Source organism: Microbacterium aurantiacum, assembly GCF_040532595.1.
GTDB lineage: Bacteria > Actinomycetota > Actinomycetes > Actinomycetales > Microbacteriaceae > Microbacterium > Microbacterium chocolatum_B.
In genome coordinates this window covers 1,538,088-1,554,061 of sequence record NZ_JBEVYX010000001.1, presented here as the reverse complement: position 1 = coordinate 1,554,061, position 15,974 = coordinate 1,538,088, and the positions used below count along the sequence as shown (strand labels likewise).

17 protein-coding genes are annotated in these 15,974 nt (G+C 68.8%); 8 read left to right on the top strand and 9 right to left on the bottom strand.

Going from position 1 to position 15,974, the window contains the following annotated elements:
- Positions 1 to 5: 5 nt before the first annotated feature.
- The 3 genes from ABXJ56_RS07395 to ABXJ56_RS07385 form a co-directional block, all read right to left on the bottom strand.
- A complete protein-coding gene (locus ABXJ56_RS07395) occupies positions 6 to 920 on the bottom strand; it encodes a carbohydrate ABC transporter permease (RefSeq protein ID WP_301131878.1) in 915 nt (304 codons plus the stop codon).
- The gene (locus ABXJ56_RS07390; RefSeq protein WP_353999049.1) at positions 917 to 1,969 is read right to left on the bottom strand and encodes a carbohydrate ABC transporter permease; all 1,053 of its coding nucleotides are present in this window, start codon (positions 1,967 to 1,969) and stop codon (positions 917 to 919) included. The genes ABXJ56_RS07395 and ABXJ56_RS07390 overlap by 4 nt, the downstream gene beginning before the upstream one ends.
- Before the next feature lie 96 nt (positions 1,970 to 2,065).
- The gene (locus ABXJ56_RS07385) at positions 2,066 to 3,340 is read right to left on the bottom strand and encodes an extracellular solute-binding protein (RefSeq protein WP_435404962.1); all 1,275 of its coding nucleotides are present in this window, start codon (positions 3,338 to 3,340) and stop codon (positions 2,066 to 2,068) included.
- A 282-nt stretch (positions 3,341 to 3,622) separates the two neighbouring features.
- Here ABXJ56_RS07385 and purS point away from each other — a divergent pair, with 282 nt between their 5' ends.
- The 3 genes from purS (at position 3,623) to ABXJ56_RS07370 (ending at position 5,590) form a co-directional block, all read left to right on the top strand.
- Positions 3,623 to 3,871: a phosphoribosylformylglycinamidine synthase subunit PurS gene (gene purS / locus ABXJ56_RS07380; protein WP_053546604.1), complete on the top strand. Its 249-nt coding sequence runs from the start codon at positions 3,623 to 3,625 to the stop codon at positions 3,869 to 3,871.
- The gene (gene purQ, locus ABXJ56_RS07375) at positions 3,868 to 4,575 is read left to right on the top strand and encodes a phosphoribosylformylglycinamidine synthase subunit PurQ (RefSeq protein WP_353999047.1); all 708 of its coding nucleotides are present in this window, start codon (positions 3,868 to 3,870) and stop codon (positions 4,573 to 4,575) included. Before purS ends, purQ begins: the two co-directional genes overlap by 4 nt.
- 88 nt (positions 4,576 to 4,663) lie before the next feature.
- On the top strand, positions 4,664 to 5,590 hold the full coding sequence (locus ABXJ56_RS07370) for a 2-hydroxyacid dehydrogenase (RefSeq protein ID WP_353999046.1): 927 nt from the start codon (positions 4,664 to 4,666) through the stop codon (positions 5,588 to 5,590).
- A 24-nt stretch (positions 5,591 to 5,614) separates the two neighbouring features.
- Here the strand turns inward: ABXJ56_RS07370 and ABXJ56_RS07365 are convergent, their stop codons facing one another.
- The 4 genes from ABXJ56_RS07365 to ABXJ56_RS07350 all read right to left on the bottom strand — a co-directional run bounded on the left by ABXJ56_RS07365 (position 5,615) and on the right by ABXJ56_RS07350 (position 8,027).
- Positions 5,615 to 6,187, bottom strand: coding sequence for a nucleotidyltransferase family protein (locus ABXJ56_RS07365; RefSeq protein WP_353999045.1), 573 nt, complete (start codon positions 6,185 to 6,187; stop codon positions 5,615 to 5,617).
- Positions 6,188 to 6,340: 153 nt separating this feature from the next.
- Complete coding sequence (locus ABXJ56_RS07360; RefSeq protein WP_353999044.1) at positions 6,341 to 7,090, bottom strand: MerR family transcriptional regulator; 750 nt, start codon at positions 7,088 to 7,090, stop codon at positions 6,341 to 6,343.
- A 10-nt stretch (positions 7,091 to 7,100) separates the two neighbouring features.
- Positions 7,101 to 7,592, bottom strand: coding sequence for a VOC family protein (locus tag ABXJ56_RS07355; protein ID WP_353999043.1), 492 nt, complete (start codon positions 7,590 to 7,592; stop codon positions 7,101 to 7,103).
- 168 nt (positions 7,593 to 7,760) lie between these two features.
- Positions 7,761 to 8,027 carry a 2TM domain-containing protein gene (locus ABXJ56_RS07350; RefSeq protein ID WP_353999042.1) on the bottom strand — a complete coding sequence of 89 codons (267 nt, stop codon included), beginning with the start codon at positions 8,025 to 8,027 and terminating at the stop codon, positions 7,761 to 7,763.
- 176 nt (positions 8,028 to 8,203) lie between these two features.
- Here ABXJ56_RS07350 and ABXJ56_RS07345 point away from each other — a divergent pair, with 176 nt between their 5' ends.
- Positions 8,204 to 8,968, top strand: coding sequence for a nucleoside phosphorylase (locus ABXJ56_RS07345; RefSeq protein ID WP_053546609.1), 765 nt, complete (start codon positions 8,204 to 8,206; stop codon positions 8,966 to 8,968).
- A 39-nt stretch (positions 8,969 to 9,007) separates the two neighbouring features.
- Here the strand turns inward: ABXJ56_RS07345 and ABXJ56_RS07340 are convergent, their stop codons facing one another.
- Positions 9,008 to 9,916: a LysR family transcriptional regulator gene (locus tag ABXJ56_RS07340; protein WP_353999041.1), complete on the bottom strand. Its 909-nt coding sequence runs from the start codon at positions 9,914 to 9,916 to the stop codon at positions 9,008 to 9,010.
- 107 nt (positions 9,917 to 10,023) lie between these two features.
- Here ABXJ56_RS07340 and hisD point away from each other — a divergent pair, with 107 nt between their 5' ends.
- From hisD to ABXJ56_RS07320, 4 genes are all read left to right on the top strand, one after another.
- Positions 10,024 to 11,358, top strand: coding sequence for a histidinol dehydrogenase (gene hisD, locus ABXJ56_RS07335; RefSeq protein ID WP_353999040.1), 1,335 nt, complete (start codon positions 10,024 to 10,026; stop codon positions 11,356 to 11,358).
- Between the two features lie 44 nt (positions 11,359 to 11,402).
- A complete protein-coding gene (locus ABXJ56_RS07330) occupies positions 11,403 to 12,227 on the top strand; it encodes a nitrilase-related carbon-nitrogen hydrolase (protein ID WP_353999039.1) in 825 nt (274 codons plus the stop codon).
- Between the two features lie 28 nt (positions 12,228 to 12,255).
- Positions 12,256 to 13,740, top strand: coding sequence for a purine-cytosine permease family protein (locus tag ABXJ56_RS07325; protein ID WP_353999038.1), 1,485 nt, complete (start codon positions 12,256 to 12,258; stop codon positions 13,738 to 13,740).
- 111 nt (positions 13,741 to 13,851) lie between these two features.
- Complete coding sequence (locus ABXJ56_RS07320; RefSeq protein ID WP_353999037.1) at positions 13,852 to 15,237, top strand: HNH endonuclease; 1,386 nt, start codon at positions 13,852 to 13,854, stop codon at positions 15,235 to 15,237.
- Positions 15,238 to 15,301: 64 nt separating this feature from the next.
- On the opposite strand, the gene ABXJ56_RS07315 is transcribed toward ABXJ56_RS07320, so the two are convergent.
- Complete coding sequence (locus tag ABXJ56_RS07315; protein ID WP_353999036.1) at positions 15,302 to 15,871, bottom strand: hypothetical protein; 570 nt, start codon at positions 15,869 to 15,871, stop codon at positions 15,302 to 15,304.
- Positions 15,872 to 15,974: the final 103 nt, after the last annotated feature.

The window sequence follows — 15,974 nt, the reverse complement described above, 5'->3', positions numbered from 1 at the left end:
GGGGCTCAGCCCTTGACGGCGCCCGCCATGATGCCGCTCACCAGCTGCTTGCCGGCGAAGATGAACAGCATCAGCAGCGGGATGGTGGCGAGGATGACGCCCGCGAGGACGATGGAGTAGTCGACGAAGTAGTTCGACTGCAGCAGCGACAGCGCGACCGGCAGGGTCGGGTTCTGGCGGTCCAGCACGATGAAGGGCCAGAAGAAGTTGTTCCAGGCACCCACGAAGGTGAACAGGAACAGCATCGCCGCGGCGGGACGCGCGGCGGTCACGCCGACGGTCCAGAACGTGCGGATCATGGACGCCCCGTCCATGCGGGCCGCCTCGATGAGCTCGTCGGGCACCGCCTGGCGGAGGTACTGCGTCATCCAGAACACCCCGAAGGCGCTCGTGAGCGCGGGGATGATGATCGCGCCGATCTGACCGGTCCAGCCGAGCTCGGAGAACAGGATGTACAGCGGCACGACGCCCAGCTGCTGCGGAACGGCCATCGTCGCCACCACGAAGACCAGCAGGGCGGGCCCGCCGAGGAACTTCAGCTTCGCGAACGCCCACCCCGCGAGGGTCGAAGTGATCACGACCGCGGCGGCGATGAGGAACGAGCTGTAGATGGAGTTCCACAGCGCCGTCCAGAAGTTCACGGCGGGGTTGTTCACGACCGCGGCGGCGTTGTCGAAGAAGTTGCCGGCCGGGACCCACGGGAACGGTCCGCGCAGGGTCGAGGAGTCACCGGAGCCGATGATGAACGACCAGTACAGCGGGAACACGGCCGAGATGATGATGACGACCAGCGTCCCGTAGGCCCAGAAGCCCGGGCGCGATCCGCGGATGCGGGTCGTGCGGGCGCCGCGCTTGCGTGCCTTGCGGTTGGGGATGTTCTCCTCGACGACGGCGAGGGGAGTGGGGTATCCGATGCTCATCGCTTCGCCTCCACGTCCTTCTTTGCGGCGCGGGCGAGCTCTTTCGCCTGCCGTTTGCTGATCTCGGATCTGAGGCCCTCATCGCGCACGAGGGTGCGGGTGATGAGCAGGTTGAGCAACCCGATCCCGAGGATGATGATGAAGAGGATCCAGGCCATCGCCGCGGCCCGGCCGAAGTTCCACTGGCCCCACCCGATCTGGTAGAGGTACAGCGTGATCGTGAGCCACTGCTGGGCGGCGCCGCCACGACCGAACTGGTCGAACACGCGGGGCTCGTCGAAGATCTGCAGGCCGCCGATCGTGGCGGTGATGATGACGAAGATGAGCGTCGGCTTCAGCGACGGCAGCGTGATGCTGAAGAACTGACGGATCGGGCCCGCGCCGTCGACGGTGGCCGCTTCGTAGTAGTCCCGGTTCACGGCCTGCATGGCCGCGAGGAGGATGAGGGCGTTGTACCCGGTCCAGCGGTAGTTCACCATCGTGGCGATCGCGACGTGGCTCCAGAAGGGGTCGACGTGCCACGGGATGGCCGAGAGCCCGAAGGCCTGGAGCCAGGCGTTGGCGAGGCCGGACTGATCGGCGAAGATCGCGTTGAAGATGAGGCCGACGGCGACCGGTGCGACCACGAAGGGCACCAGGACGCTCATGCGCCAGAAGGTCTTGGCGCGAAGGTTGCGGTCGAGGACCGAGGCGATGAAGATCGCGAGGATGATCTGGGGGATCGTCGACAGCAGGAAGATCGAGAAGGTGTTGCGCAGCGCGGTCCAGAAATGGGGCTGCGAGAGGATCCAGATGTACTGGTCGAATCCGACGAAGGTACCGGAGCCTCGGATGAGGTCCCAGTCCATGAAGGAGATGATCGCCGTGTACACGATGGGGAACAGACCCACCACCGCGAAGGTGATGAAGAACGGCGAGATGTAGAGGTAAGGCGAGACCCTCAGGTCCCACTTGCTCAGCCGCTGCGAGAAAGACAGCACGCGGGGCTGGCGCGGGGGTGGCGTCGAGGCGCCGGCGCGCGTCTTCGGGCGCGGTTCTGTGACAGTCACGATCGTCCTTCGGATGTGGGTGACTCGGTGGGGGAAGTGGGTGAGTCGATGCGGGCGGGCAGGGGCGCTGCCCGCCCGCATCGATCAGGGATCAGATCAGAAGCCCGAGACCTGGGTGACCCAGGTCTCCCAGCTGGTCTCCGGGTCCTCGAGGCCGTCGAAGACGCGGGTCACCGCGTCCTGAAGGGCGTTGTGGTACTGGAAGTACTGCGGTCCCTTGAACGGCGTGACGGTGATCGCGTCGGCACGATCGGTGAGGATCTGGCCGGTCGGAGCGTCGTTGAAGTACTCGTTGGTCGAGTCCAGCAGGATCGGGCTCTCGAGCGCCTCGCTCTGGCTGGGGAACGTGCCGGCGTTCTCGAACGCCTTCAGCTGCTGCTCGGGAGCGGTCAGCCAGTCGGCGAGCTGCTGCGCGGCCTCGACGTTGGCACCGTTGGCCGGGACGACGAGGTACGAGCCGCCCCAGTTGCCGCCGCCGCCCGGGAAGGCGTTGGCGATGTTCCAGCCCTCGGTCTCGGGGGCGTTGCCCTCGATGATGCCGAGCATCCAGCCGGGGCAGAGCATCGTGGCGAACTCGCCGCCGGCGAGCGAGGCGAACCAGTCGTCGCTCCACTGTCCGGCGTAGGCCGAGATCGGCACCGCGCGCTCGACGACGGTGTCGTACGACTCGCGGACGTCGGGGTTCTCGGTGGCGATGATCGCGCCGTCGGGCTCTTCGTAGGTGTACTCGAGCTGGTTCATGATGCCCTGGAGCACCGCGTTCGCCGAGTCGACGAAGGGCTGTCCGGTGGCCTCGGTGTAGTCGTCCGCCACGTCGAAGAAGGCATCCCAGGTCGGGAACAGCGCCTCGACCGACTCGCGGTCGGTGGGCAGACCCGCCGCCTCGTAGAGGTCTTCGCGGTAGCAGATCCCCTGGGGTCCGATGTCGGTGCCGTAGGCGACCAGGTTGCCTTCGGCATCCGTCGCGGCGGCTTCCTTGAACTCGATCCAGCGACCCTTCACGTCGTCGGGGACCGGGGTGAGCAGGTCGGAGTACTGCATCATCTCGGCGAACCAGTCGATCTCGACGCCTTCGACGTCGGCGAGGCCGGTGTTGCCGAGCTTCTGGAAGAAGTTCGCGCGGGCGTCGTCGGAGGTCGACGCCTTGTTGTGTACGACCGTGATGCCGGTCTCTTCGGTGAACTCCGCGAGCAGCTCGTCGGTGTAGCCGAAGTCGTTGAAGGTGGCGAGGGTCAGGGTGTCGCCGCCCGCGTCGCCGCCGGCGTCGCCGCCACCGGTGTCGCCACCGCTCGTGCAGCCGGCGAGGACGATGGCGGTCGCCGAGAACGCGGCGATCGCGGCAGCGCTTCTGCGCATGGCTCGTGAGTTCACTGTCACTCCTTTGTGTTTCCAGGTCAGTTCGTGTTGCAGGGTATTCGGCCTCAGGATGGTGCAGGAGACCTCGATGTCGTGGGAGCGTTCCCATCGAACGTGATCACACGCTATGAGATCGCTCCCACGAAGTCAAGAGAGCGCTCCCACGTTTTTGGTCACAGTGCGGTCACGGCTCGGTCTCGCGTCGTGGACCACCGGGGAAGGAGTGGGATCGCGGCTCGGAGCCCCGCCGCCCTAGACTGGGCGCAACCCCTGCCCGCGACATCCGGAGCCTTCATCATGCCCACCATCGTCGTCGACGTCATGCCCAAGGCCGAACTGCTGGACCCGCAGGGGAAGGCCGTCTCGGGCGCGCTGTCGCGGCTGGGCAAGGAGGCCTTCACCGACGTCCGCATCGGCAAGCGCTTCGAGCTGACCGTCGAGGGCGAGGTCACCGACGAGATCCTCGCCGAGGCGCAGCGCATCGCCGACGACATCCTCTCCAACTCGGTCATCGAGGACGTGGTCGGCATCGAGGTCGTCGAATGACCGCGCGCATCGGCGTCATCACCTTCCCGGGCTCGCTCGACGACCGCGACGCGCAGCGCGGGATCCGCATCGCCGGCGCCGAGCCCGTCCCGCTGTGGCACGGCTCGCACGACCTCGAGGGCGTGGACGCACTCGTCCTCCCCGGCGGATTCAGCTACGGCGACTACCTCCGGGCGGGTGCGATCGCCGCGCTCGCGCCGATCATGGCCGAGGTGAAGGATGCCGCGGCGAAGGGGATGCCGATCCTCGGCATCTGCAACGGGTTCCAGATGCTCGTCGAGGCCCACCTCCTCCCCGGCGGACTCATCCGGAACGCGCACCAGCAGTTCATCCGGCGCGACCAGCGCCTGCGGGTCGAGAACGCCGACACCGCCTGGACGTCGGATTTCACCGACGGCCAGGAGATCGTCATCCCGCTGAAGAACGCCGACGGCGGCTACATCGCCTCCGAGGACGAGCTGGATCGACTCGAGGGCGAAGGGCGAGTGGCGTTCCGCTATCTCGGCGTGAACCCGAACGGGTCGCTGCGCGACATCGCGGGGATCGCGAACGACCGCGGCAACGTCGTGGGTCTCATGCCGCACCCCGAGCACGCCGTCGAGGCGGGCTTCGGCCCGAACACGCCGGCCGCCATGCGCTCCGGTATCGACGGTCTGCCGTTCTTCACCTCCGCGATCTCTGCCCTCGCCGCCGCGGCGGTCTGAGCGGGGCCGGGTTCGGTCGGGTTCGCCCGGAGTCGACGCGGGGCTGCGCCGGGGACGGGCATGGGCGGGCGCGGGTAGCGTGGAGCGGGTGACTTCCCGCCGCATCGTCGTGACCGTGCCCACCGACCGCCTCGCCGCCGACCTGGGCGAACTGCCCGACGATGTCGAGCTCGTGGTGTGGCCCATGGACGGGCCGGCGCCGCGGGATGCGTTCGACATGGTGGTGCCGCCGTACATGTCGATGAAGACGGTGCTGTCGCGTCTCGAGGGCGTGGAGACGGGGCTCATCCAGAGCCAGTCGATCGGGTACGAGGGCGTCGAGGATCTTCTGCCCTCGGGACACGTCTTCGCGAACGCCGCGAGCGTGCACGAGACCTCCACCGCCGAGCTCGCGGTCGGGCTCGCCATCGCGGCGCAGCGCCGCATCGATCAATTCGCCGTCGACACCGCCGCCGGGCGCTGGGAGTCGGTGTTCACCGAGAGCCTCGCCGACCGGCGCGTGCTGCTCCTCGGCTGGGGCGGGGTCGGGAAGGCCGTCGCCGCGCGCCTGGCCGGCTTCGAGGTCGACCTCACCGTCGTCGCCTCGCGCGCGCGGGTGGAGGACGGAATGCCGGTGCACGGCGTGGACGAGCTGCCGACGCTCCTCGGTGACGCCGAGATCGTCATCCTCACCCTCCCCGGCGGTGACAGCACCCATCGCCTGGTGGACGACGCGTTCCTCTCCGCACTCCCCGACGGTGCGCTCATCGTCAACGTCGGGCGCGGGTCGCTCATCGACACCGACGCCCTCGTCGCGCACCTGGAGCGCGGGCGGGTGCGCGCGGCGCTCGACGTCACCGATCCCGAGCCGCTGCCGGAGGGGCATCCGCTCTGGTCGCTTGCGGGCGTGCTCATCACCCCGCACGTCGGCGGCGCCTCGTCCGCGATGACCCCGCGGATCGCGCGCCTGGTCCGGAAGCAGATCGATCGCCTGCGCGCGGGCGAGGAGCCGCTGAACGTGGTGCTGCGCGGCTGAGGCCCTCGCCGGGTGCGCGCCGCCTCAGGGGCGGCGATCGATGTCGGCGCCGTCCCAGAGGTCGCCGCACTCGATCTCGGTTGCGCCATGGGCCCGGAGGTACGGGCCGGCGCCGCGGTCGCCGCGCGCGGTTGCGGCGAGTTCGCGCCAGTGCGCGCACCCCAGAACGACCGGGTGCCCGGGGCGGCCGTCGTACGTCGCTCGCGCCAGCGTCTGCGAGCCGGTCTCTGCGGACGCCGCGATGAGGCGGCGGACGGCGGCGGCCGGGAGGTCGGGAACGTCGACCGGGATGACGACCGCTCGGTCGGCGGGGATGTCGTCGAGGGCTTGGAGGGCCGCCCGGAGTGTGGCCGAGAGCCCCTCCGCCCAGTCCGCGGCGACCGTGACGGTCGCGGTCTCGGGCACCAGGGGCCGCGCCTCGTCTGCGCGTGCGCCGAGCACGACGACGACGTCCCGGCATCCGCTCTGGCGGAGCGTCGCGACGGCACGCGCGATCCACGGCTCGCCGGCGAGCGTCCGGGCGAGGGCCTTGGGCCCACCGAAGCGCGTCCCCGCGCCCGCCGCGAGCACCACCCCCACCACCCCCGCCTGATCCACCCCTCGACGCTACCCCCGCCCCCGGGTCCCCGTGATGGCCGCGAGACTGCATCCTCCGGTCGAGACTGCGTGCGCGGCGTGCATCCTCGACCGGAGGATGCAGTCTCGGCGTCAGGGAAAGGGGGCGGGTCGTCAGGGGAAGGGGGCGGGGCGTCAGGCGAGGTGGGTGGCGGCCCAGAGGCGGATCGCGTCGCGGATGGTCGCGGCGTTCGCCTCTCCGCCGTAGACCGCGGCGAAGCGCTCGTCGGCGACGTACATCTCCGCCAGGCCGGTGTACGCCGCGCGGTTCGGGGCCTCCCCGCCCCACTGCTCGGTCACCCAGCGGTGGTGGGCGGCGACCAGCTCCTGGAATCGCGTGCTCTCGGGGCTCTCACCGACGTCGGCGGCCGCGCGCAGAGCGGCGTTGACATCGACGCTTCGCTTGTCGTCCTTGGCACGCTCCTCCTCGCTCATCTGACCGCGCCGCTTCGCGGAGCGTTCCCATGCCGTGTCGCCCCACCGGGCGCGCACCTCCGCCTCGTAGCGGCTGTCGTCAACGCCGGAGAACACGTCGTCGATGGACATCTGTCGTCCTTTCCTCACCGCATCCCGCACGCGGCGGACGTCGGTGATCTGTTCGGTGATTCGTTCTCGCCGCTCCTCGAGGAGCGCGAGGTGTCCCTCGATCGCGTCGGCGAGGGTCGTGTGGTCGTCGAGAGCGCGGCGGATCGTCGGCAGCGGGAGTTCGAGGGCCCGAAGGGACAGAATCCGGTACAGCCGCGCGACCTCGGCATCGCCGTAGAAGCGGTACCCGTTGTGCGCGACGCGCGACGGGTGCAGCAGGCCGATCTGCTCGTAGTGCCGCAGCGCCCGACTGGTGAGACCGGTCGCCTTGGCGAGGTCCTTGATCGCCCACTCCGTCACGGTCTTCTCCTCAGCGCGCGTTCGAGAATGTCGACGGCGGCTCGGGAACGATGAAGTCTCCGGTGATCGCCTCGCTCGCCCACTCGACGGCCTGGGCCCGATCGGCGGCGCGCGGTGCCGTCAACGTCATCGTGTTGCCGTCATGGTCGGTGAACGAGAGGTCGGTCGAGAACCATGCGGTATCGTCCGGTCCTGTGACTTCCGCGGCGGACGCCCGCAGCCGCTCGGCGACGGCGTCCAGGTCGACGTCACCCGCCGCGAAGGACGCGGACATGCTCCCCTTGGCGGCCACACCATGGGTCATCAGGATGTCCTGGTACTTCTGTCGGCGAAGGTGCACGAGCACGGGCGCCCCGTCCGGTCCGGGGATCGTCGCAAGCGTGACGAAGCCCGCAGCGGTGTACACACGCTCGGCAGCCGGGAGATCGCTGACCACGATGTTCACGAACATCGGCATCGCATAGATCGACCGGTCGATGTCCGGTCCTCGTTCCTCTGTCATGAACACCACCCTGGCGGTTGACGTTACGGCAGGGTCAAGCGAGGGAAGTGGATCGTTTCTGAGTGCGGAGTCCCGGCGCGTCGATCGCGGAGGCGACGCCGCACGGTTCGCGACACGCAGAGGGGGAACCCACGGCGGCCGGGTCACACCGTTCGGCGACGTCGACGTTCAGGACAGGCGACGCATCTCGGCCTGGATGTCCGACTCGCTCGGTCCTGTGCTGCCCGGGCCGAACGCGCGGATGCCGGTCGCGACGACCCCGATGGCGATGCCGGCGATCGGCCACACGGGCCAGAAGCCGCCCATGCCGGTCACCGCCCAGATCACGATGAACATGGCCGAGAGCGCGAGCCAGGTGATCAGCGCCGACCAGAAGTGCCGCTTCGCCTTCAGCCGCTGCACGGCCCGATCCCGCAGAGATGCCTGGTCTGTCATGCGCGAAGCCTATCGACGCCCGCGCGCCGGGGGAATGGCTGGAACACGTCCGTAACACGACGGCGGTAGCGTCGGCATCCGCGCGTCCTATCAACCATGGCCGCCGGTCGGGACTCCCCCGGCGGGCAGGGCGGGGACTGCGACGATTCCGTCGTCTCAGACCCTCAGGAGAAACCATGGCCACCGTCGACAAGTCCACCGCCGGCGTCAACACCCGCCAGTACCACGTCGCCCTCGCACCCGGAGAGGTCTCGTCGGTCGCGCTGCTGCCGGGCGACCCGTTCCGCGTGCCGCTCGTGGCGGAGTTCCTCACCGACGTGAAAGAGGTCGCCCACAACCGTGAGCACCGCACGATGACCGGCTGGTACAAGGGCCGCCACATCACAGCGACCTCCACCGGAATGGGATGCCCCTCCACCGCGATCGCGGTCGAAGAGCTCGCGCGGGTGGGCGTGACATCGTTCATCCGTGTCGGCAGTTCCGCGGCCGTCCAGCCCGGGATCGTCCCCGGCGATCTGCTGGTGAGCGAGGGCAGCTTCCGCAACGACGGGACCACCGACGCGTACCTCCCGAAGGGCTTCCCCGCCGTCCCCGACCTCGAGCTGACGACGGCGCTTGCGCGGCACTCGGAACGGATCGCGACGGATGCCGGAACCACCTCGCACCGCGGCATCAGCGTGAGCGACGACGCGTTCTACGCCGAGACACCGGAGTGGATCGAACAGCTCAACCGCATGGGCATCCTGAACGTCGAGATGGAGGCCTCGGCCCTGTTCATCGTGGCGCGTCTGCGCGGTCTCCGCGCGGCGATGGTGTGCGCGTGCTCGAGCAACCTCATCGACGGTGCGTCGCTGTATTCGGGGGTTAAGCCGGCGCTGTCCGACGGCTGGATGCGGTCGATCGAGGCGGCGCTGGAGACAGCCGTCGAGCTGGAGCTCTGAGCGGGGACCGCCCCGTCGAGGCGACCTGAGGCGGGACCGTCACCCCACAGGGTCGAACTTGGCCAGCAGCGTGGTCTCAGCGAGCTCGGCCAACCGGCGTGTGGCCGGCGAAAGGTACTCGCCGGCACGCCAGACGAGCGCGACTGTGTCATACATGGGCTCGGCGAACGGCGTGACCTCGACGCCCTCGGGGAAGGTCGCTCCCTCCGCGATCGTGCGGCACACCATGGTGTCTGCTGCTCCGGTGGCGACGAGGTTCAGCGCCGTCTCGACATGCTCCACTTCGATGGCGGGCTCGATCGCGAGTCCACGCAGGCGCGCGCGCTCGAGGAGCTGACGCCGCGTCGGATCGTCCCACCCCGCGTAGGCGTCGTAGAGCACGAGTTTGGCGCGCGCGACCTCATCGATCGACACGGGTCCTTCGTCGGGACGACGGTGCGCGGACGCGTAGACGACCTCGTCTCGGAAGAGCGGCTTGACCTCCAGCCCCTCGTCGACGATCGGAAGGACGACCAGACCCGCCTCGATCTCGCCCGCGGCGATCGACTCGGCGACAAGCGAAGAATTGAGCCCCACGAGACGGACCTTCACTCTTGGATGGCGCGCGTGGAATCGCTGCACCAGGTCGGACAGGTCGTAGTAGGCCGCATTGCGAAGGACGCCGAACGTGCAGGTACCGCCGTCGAGCGATGCCAGCGCGCGGATCGCGTCGACGCCGTTCGTGATGGCGGTCACCGCCTGCACGGCATGTTCTCGAAGTTCCCCTGCCGCCGCTGTCGGGACGAGGCGGCGCGGGCCACGCGTGAAGAGTTTCAGTCCCAGCTCGCGCTCGAGCCTCGCGACCAACTCCGACACCGAGGCCTGGGTCGAATCGAGTTCGATCGCCGCGGCGGTGAAGCTGCCGCGCTCGAGCGCGGCGAGGAACGCCTTCAACTGTGTGAGGGTCACGTCAGACCTCCCTCTCGTCAGGTTGAATGAAGCATAGGGAAAACATGTGCTTCACCACGTATTCAACGGGCTTGTGGGGGACGATGGGGCTCCCTACTGTGGCTCGCATGCGCTTTTCCCCTCGACTGCTCGATCAGCTGGACGGCTCCTTCGTACACCTCAAGTCCCCCGGAGTCGACGCTCCCGCTGCTCAGCGGGACCCGGCCGTCATCCGTACCGTCACTGAGATGCTCCAGAACATCGAGCGAGGCGGCATGGACGTCGTCCGTGAGTACGCGCGGAAGCTGGACGGCTACGACGGTGGCGACATCGAGCTGACGTCCGCCGAGATCGCCCGCAGCGGCGACCGCCTCGATCCCGATCTCCGTGCCGCGATCGAACTGGGCTCGTCCCGCACTCGCGCGTTCGCCGAAACGCAGCGCGCGAAGCTGATCGACTTTTCCACCGAGCTCGAACCGGGCCTCACGACGGGCGTTCGATACGTGCCCGTCTCGCGGGTCGGCGCGTACCTGCCCGCAGGTCGCTTCCCCCTCACGGCATCCGCCTTCATGACCGTCGGCGTCGCGAAGGCGGCCGGTGTTCCCTCGGTCATCGCGTGCACCCCGCCCCAGCCCGACGGTCGCGCGAACGACGCGGTCGTCTACGCCGCCCACGTCTCGGGTGTGGATCGGGTCTTTCTGCTGGGGGGCGTCCAGGCGCTCGCGGCGATGGCGTTTGGGCTCCTCGAGGACTTTTCCGTGGACATGCTCGTCGGCGCCGGCAACGCCTACGTCGCCGAGGCCAAGCGCCAGCTGTTCGGAACCGCGGCGATCGACCTCCTCGCGGGCCCCTCGGAAGTGGCCGTCCTCTCCGATGAGACGGCGGATCCCGAGATCGTCGCCGCCGACCTGCTCGGACAGGCTGAGCACGGCCCCAACTCACCGGCGGCGCTCATCACGACATCCGAGGCCCACGGTGCGGCAGTCGGGGCCGCCGTCGAGCGACAGCTGGCGGGACTTGCGACAGCGCCGATCGCGGGTCCCGCGTGGCGTGACTACGGCTCGATCACCGTCGCTGCGAACCGAGAGACCGCTGTCGCCCTCATGGACGACCTGGCGCCCGAGCACCTCGAGGTGATCACCGCGGACGACGACTGGTATCACGAGAACCTGCGCAACTACGGCTCGATCTTCCTCGGCGAGTGGAGCACCGTCGCTTACTCCGACAAGGGCATGGCGGGAACCAACCATGTCCTCCCGACGGCGGGCGGCGCCAAGCACAGCGCCGGACTGTCGGTCTCGCGGTTCCTGAAGCCGCTTACCTACCAGCGGATCTCCCGCGAGGCGACCCCGAGTCTTGCGCACGCTGTCCAGGTGATCTCGGACTCGGAGGGCATGGCCGCACACAGCGCAACCGCGACGATGCGCCTGGCGACCTATCGGGAGCCCGCACGCACGACGTGAGGGCGGTACGCGGCCGGCTGCCGCGTCAGGACGGAGGACAGACGATGGAGCACCCCGACGACAGCGACACCACGTCGCATCAGGTACGCGCGGTCGCGCTGAGCCCAACGATCCTCTTCGGCGATGTGGAGGGCAATCTGGCCGGCGTCGCTGACGCGATCGGGTCCGTCGCTGATGACGCTCCGCGACTCGTCGTCGCGCCCGAGCTCACGACGAGCGGTTACGTCTTCGCCGATCGCGCCGAAGCGCGCGACCTCGCGATGACACGGAGCGATGCACGGCTTGCCGCACTGTCCCGCGCGGTCGGTCCGAGAACCGTCGCCATCGTGGGGTTCTGCGAGCGTGAGGGCGACGACCTGTTCAACAGCGCGGCGCTGATCACCCGCGACGGGATCCAGGCGGTGTACGCGAAGTCGCACCTGTGGGGCGCCGAATCGACCGTCTTCCGCCCGGGCCCCACGGCGGGCATCGTCGTCGACACCGAGATCGGACGAATCGGCGTGGCGATCTGCTACGACAACGAGTTCCCCGAAGTACCACGACGACTCGCCCTCCGGGGCGCGGACATGCTCGCGCTGCCCGTGAACTGGCCCCTCGTCCCCCGGCCGCACGGGGAACGCCCGCCGGAGACGGTGCAAGCGATGGCGGCAGCGCGGTCATCACGCCTGCCCACCGTTGTCGCCGACCGCCACGGAACGGAGCGCGGCGTGAGCTGGACCGGCGGCACCGCCGTGATCGACGGCGACGGCTGGGTCGTCGCCGAGACCACCGACGGCAGCGCTGAGGCCGTCCTCGACATCACGCCCGGACACAAGGGGCTCGGCCCGTGGAACGACCTGTTCCGGGACCGCCGACCCGACATCTATTGAGCCACCGCCCCCACACCCGAGAAGGATCATGATGAACGACCCGCAACCCGAAATCAGACAGACCCAGGTGGCTCTGCCCACGACCTCGGGCATCGAAGTGAAGTCGATCGACTGGGTGCCCCTGTCCGAAAGGACGGGAAAGCCCACGAGCCTCTTTTCCCTATGGTTCATGTCGAACGCGAACCTCACCACGCTCGCAACCGGCATGGTCGGTGTCGCGATGGGGGCGAACCTTCTGGTCTCCCTCGTCGCGATCGTCGCCGGGGTCTGCGTCGGAACGGTGTTCACCGCGTTCCACTCGGCACAGGGTCCCCAGCTGGGCCTTCCCCAGATGATCCAGTCACGGGCACAGTTCGGCTACCGCGGTGTCGCTCTGGTGTGCCTGATCGTCATCGCCAGCATCGTGGGATTCAACATCTTCAATCAGCTGCTCGCCGGTGACGTGCTGACCATGACGACCGGGGTCGACGCCGGCGCCGGGTGGTACATCCTCATCACCGCTCTCGCCCTGACCCTGGCGATCGTGGGCTATCACTGGATCCACCGCGTCCAGAAGTGGCTGACGTGGCTGTTCCTCGCGACCTTCGGAGTCTTCACGATCGTCGCCGTCGTCGCGCTTCCCCTCCCAACGGGTGCGCTTGCGGCCGGGGACGTCAATTGGCCGGCCTTCCTCGTCCAGTTCGCCGCCGCCGCGGCATACGCCCTCGGCTGGGCGCCCTACGTCTCCGACTACTCCCGCTACCTCCCGCCCCAGACGAGCCCCCGAAAGGCGCTGTTCTACACGTCCTCGGGAGTCATCGTCGGCGCAGGCTGGCTCATGGCGCTCGGTGCGTTCGTCGCCTCTCTGTTCAGCGACGCGAATCCCGTCGAGGCCATCGCGGCGACCGCCGATGCTCTTCTCCCCGGCCTCGGCATCGTCTTGCTCTGGAGCGCCCTCCCGGCACTGATCACCGTGATCACGATCAACATCTACGCGGCCAGCATCGAGCTGATCACCGTCGCCGACTCGTTCGCGAAGGTGCGTCCCACCCGCGCGACGCGCATCATCGCGTGCACCGTCGTCGGCCTCGCGGGACTGTTGGGCGCTGTGTTCTCCACAGGCGAGTTCCTCGACTCCTTCGGCAGCTTCCTCGTCGTCCTCCTCTACGTGCTCGTGCCGTGGACCTCGGTGAACCTCGTCGACTACTACGTCGTGCGTCGTGGCACGTACGCGATCGCCGAGATGTTCCGTCCGCATGGGATCTACGGCGCGTGGGGATGGCGCGGCATCGCGTCCTACCTCATCGGGATCGCGGCCATGGTGCCCTTCGTGGTGACGACGTGGTTCGTCGGACCGGTCGCTCAGGCGATCGGTGGCATCGACATCGCGCTCTTCGTGGGCCTCGCGGTCTCGGCTCTCGCCTACATGCTCCTGGCCCGGGGACTGGACCTGTCGCAAGAGCGCGCACTCGCCGCGGAGGAAGGCGCCGAGCTCGGAGTCCGGTCCGTCAGCTTCGACCAGGCAGGGCGGTAACCTTCCCGGCCCCCGCGACGTGGCGGGGGCCGGGAAAGCGCCTGCGGAAATGTTTTCCACATCGGTGAGATCTTCGCCTTGAATGTCGGATGCGGCCGGTAGTGTTCGAACATGAATACGAGCCGGTTGGTCGAGTTCAGCGAGGAGGAACTCGCGGAGCTGGATGAGGTCGCGCAGTACGCCGAGGCGATGACCCCGGCGTTGGGGGCGATGGAGGTCGGCAACGTTCGGAATCAGGCGCGTGCGGGGGCGATCGCGGAGCGGGTGGCGCGGCGGCAGTCGGCGTCGGTGCGGTCGCAGGAGATGGTGTACCGCTCCGTCGCCGCGGAACTTGCCGGGGTGACGTTCACCACCGACCGGTCCATGCAGGCGCAGATCAACCAGGCGGTGGAGTGGGTCGAGTGCTACCCAGCCACCCTCGCCGCGTGGGAAGCCGGGCGGATCACCCGCGGCCACGCGACGGCGGTGTTGCGGTGCGGGACCGTGCTGCCCCGCGATGCGCGGGCCGACTTCGACGCTCAGGCCGCCGAGTTGTGTGTGGGTCAATCGGTCGGGCGGGTGAAGGATCGCCTCGATCACCTCGCGCAGGAGCTGCATCCCCGCACGCTGGCGGAGCGGCACGCGAAGGCCCGCGAGGAACGGCGGGTGAGTGTCACGCCGTTGCGGGATGGGATGTCCGAACTCGTCGCGACCCTTCCCACCCTGTTGGCGGAAGGGATCAGCGACCGCCTCAACGAGCAGGCGTCGTCGATCATCGACGCCCGGAACACACCCGGCGACGACGGGACCGACGCTGACGCCGATGCGGCACCGGACTGCCGCACCCGGGACCAGGTCCGCGCGGACGTGTTCTGCGACATGCTCCTCACTGCTTCACCGCTCGTGGACCCCACCATCGACGGGGACGGGAACGGCACGCTCGGGATGATTCGCGCGAAAGTGCAGGTCATCGTGCCCGCACTTGCTCTGTTGGGGAAGGACAACGACCCCGCGAACGACACCTCGACCGCAGATCTTGTCGGGTCGGCGCCGATCGACCCGGCCACCGCCCGCGCGTTGGCCGGCGCCGTCGCGTCGTGGGAGCGTCTCGTGGTGCACCCGGTGTCGGGACAGGTGTTGTGCACCGACTCCTACCGGCGGACGGCCTCGATGGCCAGGTTCTTGAAGGCCCGGGACCGGCACTGCCGGTTCCCCGGATGCCGCCGCCCCGCGATCCGCTGCGAACTCGACCACACCTTCGACTTCGCCCTCGGCGGGCGGACGGACATCCGGAATCTCTGCCACCTGTGCCAACGGCACCATTCGATGAAGCAGTTCACCTCGTGGGGTGTCCGACAACTCGGCGGAGGCGTCATGGAATGGACCTCCCCCACCGGGCGGGTCTCCATCGACCACCCACCGGCACCACTCGTGCGATTCATGCCCTCCGGAGGCGGAGCACCACCCCCCGATGAGCGCGGCGGCGGCGCTCCGCCGCGCGTCCCCGCACCCTTCTGAGCCGAACGATCAGCACCTGATCGACCAGTCACCATCCGACCGGATGGCGCGAGCGTTGCCGTGTTCACAGCAGTGTGGCACTGACCGCCCACGCGACAAGCGCGAGCGTCAGGGCGAACCCCGGGAGGTTCCACGTCTGCACCCACCCGGGAGGACGATCGCCGGCGCGCTCCATCATCGTGCGCAACGCTCCCCCGCCGCGCTTCTCATCGACATCGTGACCGGGCGCGAGCGTTTCCATCCGAACGGTGTTGACACCTCGGGTGACACCCTTCCCCGCGCGAAGTGTGTCCATCGCGCCGCCCGGCGACACCAGCATCACCACCGGACGGATCGCCCGCGAGCCGTGGCGGAACTGCGGAACACCGCTGCCAGACACCTCCACGGCGCTCGACGCGGTGAACCGCACCGTCCGGAAAGGATTCCGTACGACGAACTCCCCGTCGCGGCACATCACCTCGGGATACGCCCACAGCACCCACACGACCCACAGCAGCAGGGCTGCGGGGGCGAGCACCACATCCGGCCCCACTCGATCGGGCAACAGCGGCGTCAGGACCGCGAACACCCCGAACGCCACGGGCGCAAGAACCCAGACCGCTCGTGCCCCCGGCAGGTGCATCTCCCAGCGCATATCCGCTTGCCTCCGTCGTGACGGGTGAAGACCCTCGACCCTACCCGCCCGGTTCGCCGCCCCCGCGCGCACCGGCAGGGTTAGCCTGAACATCGCGCGCTTA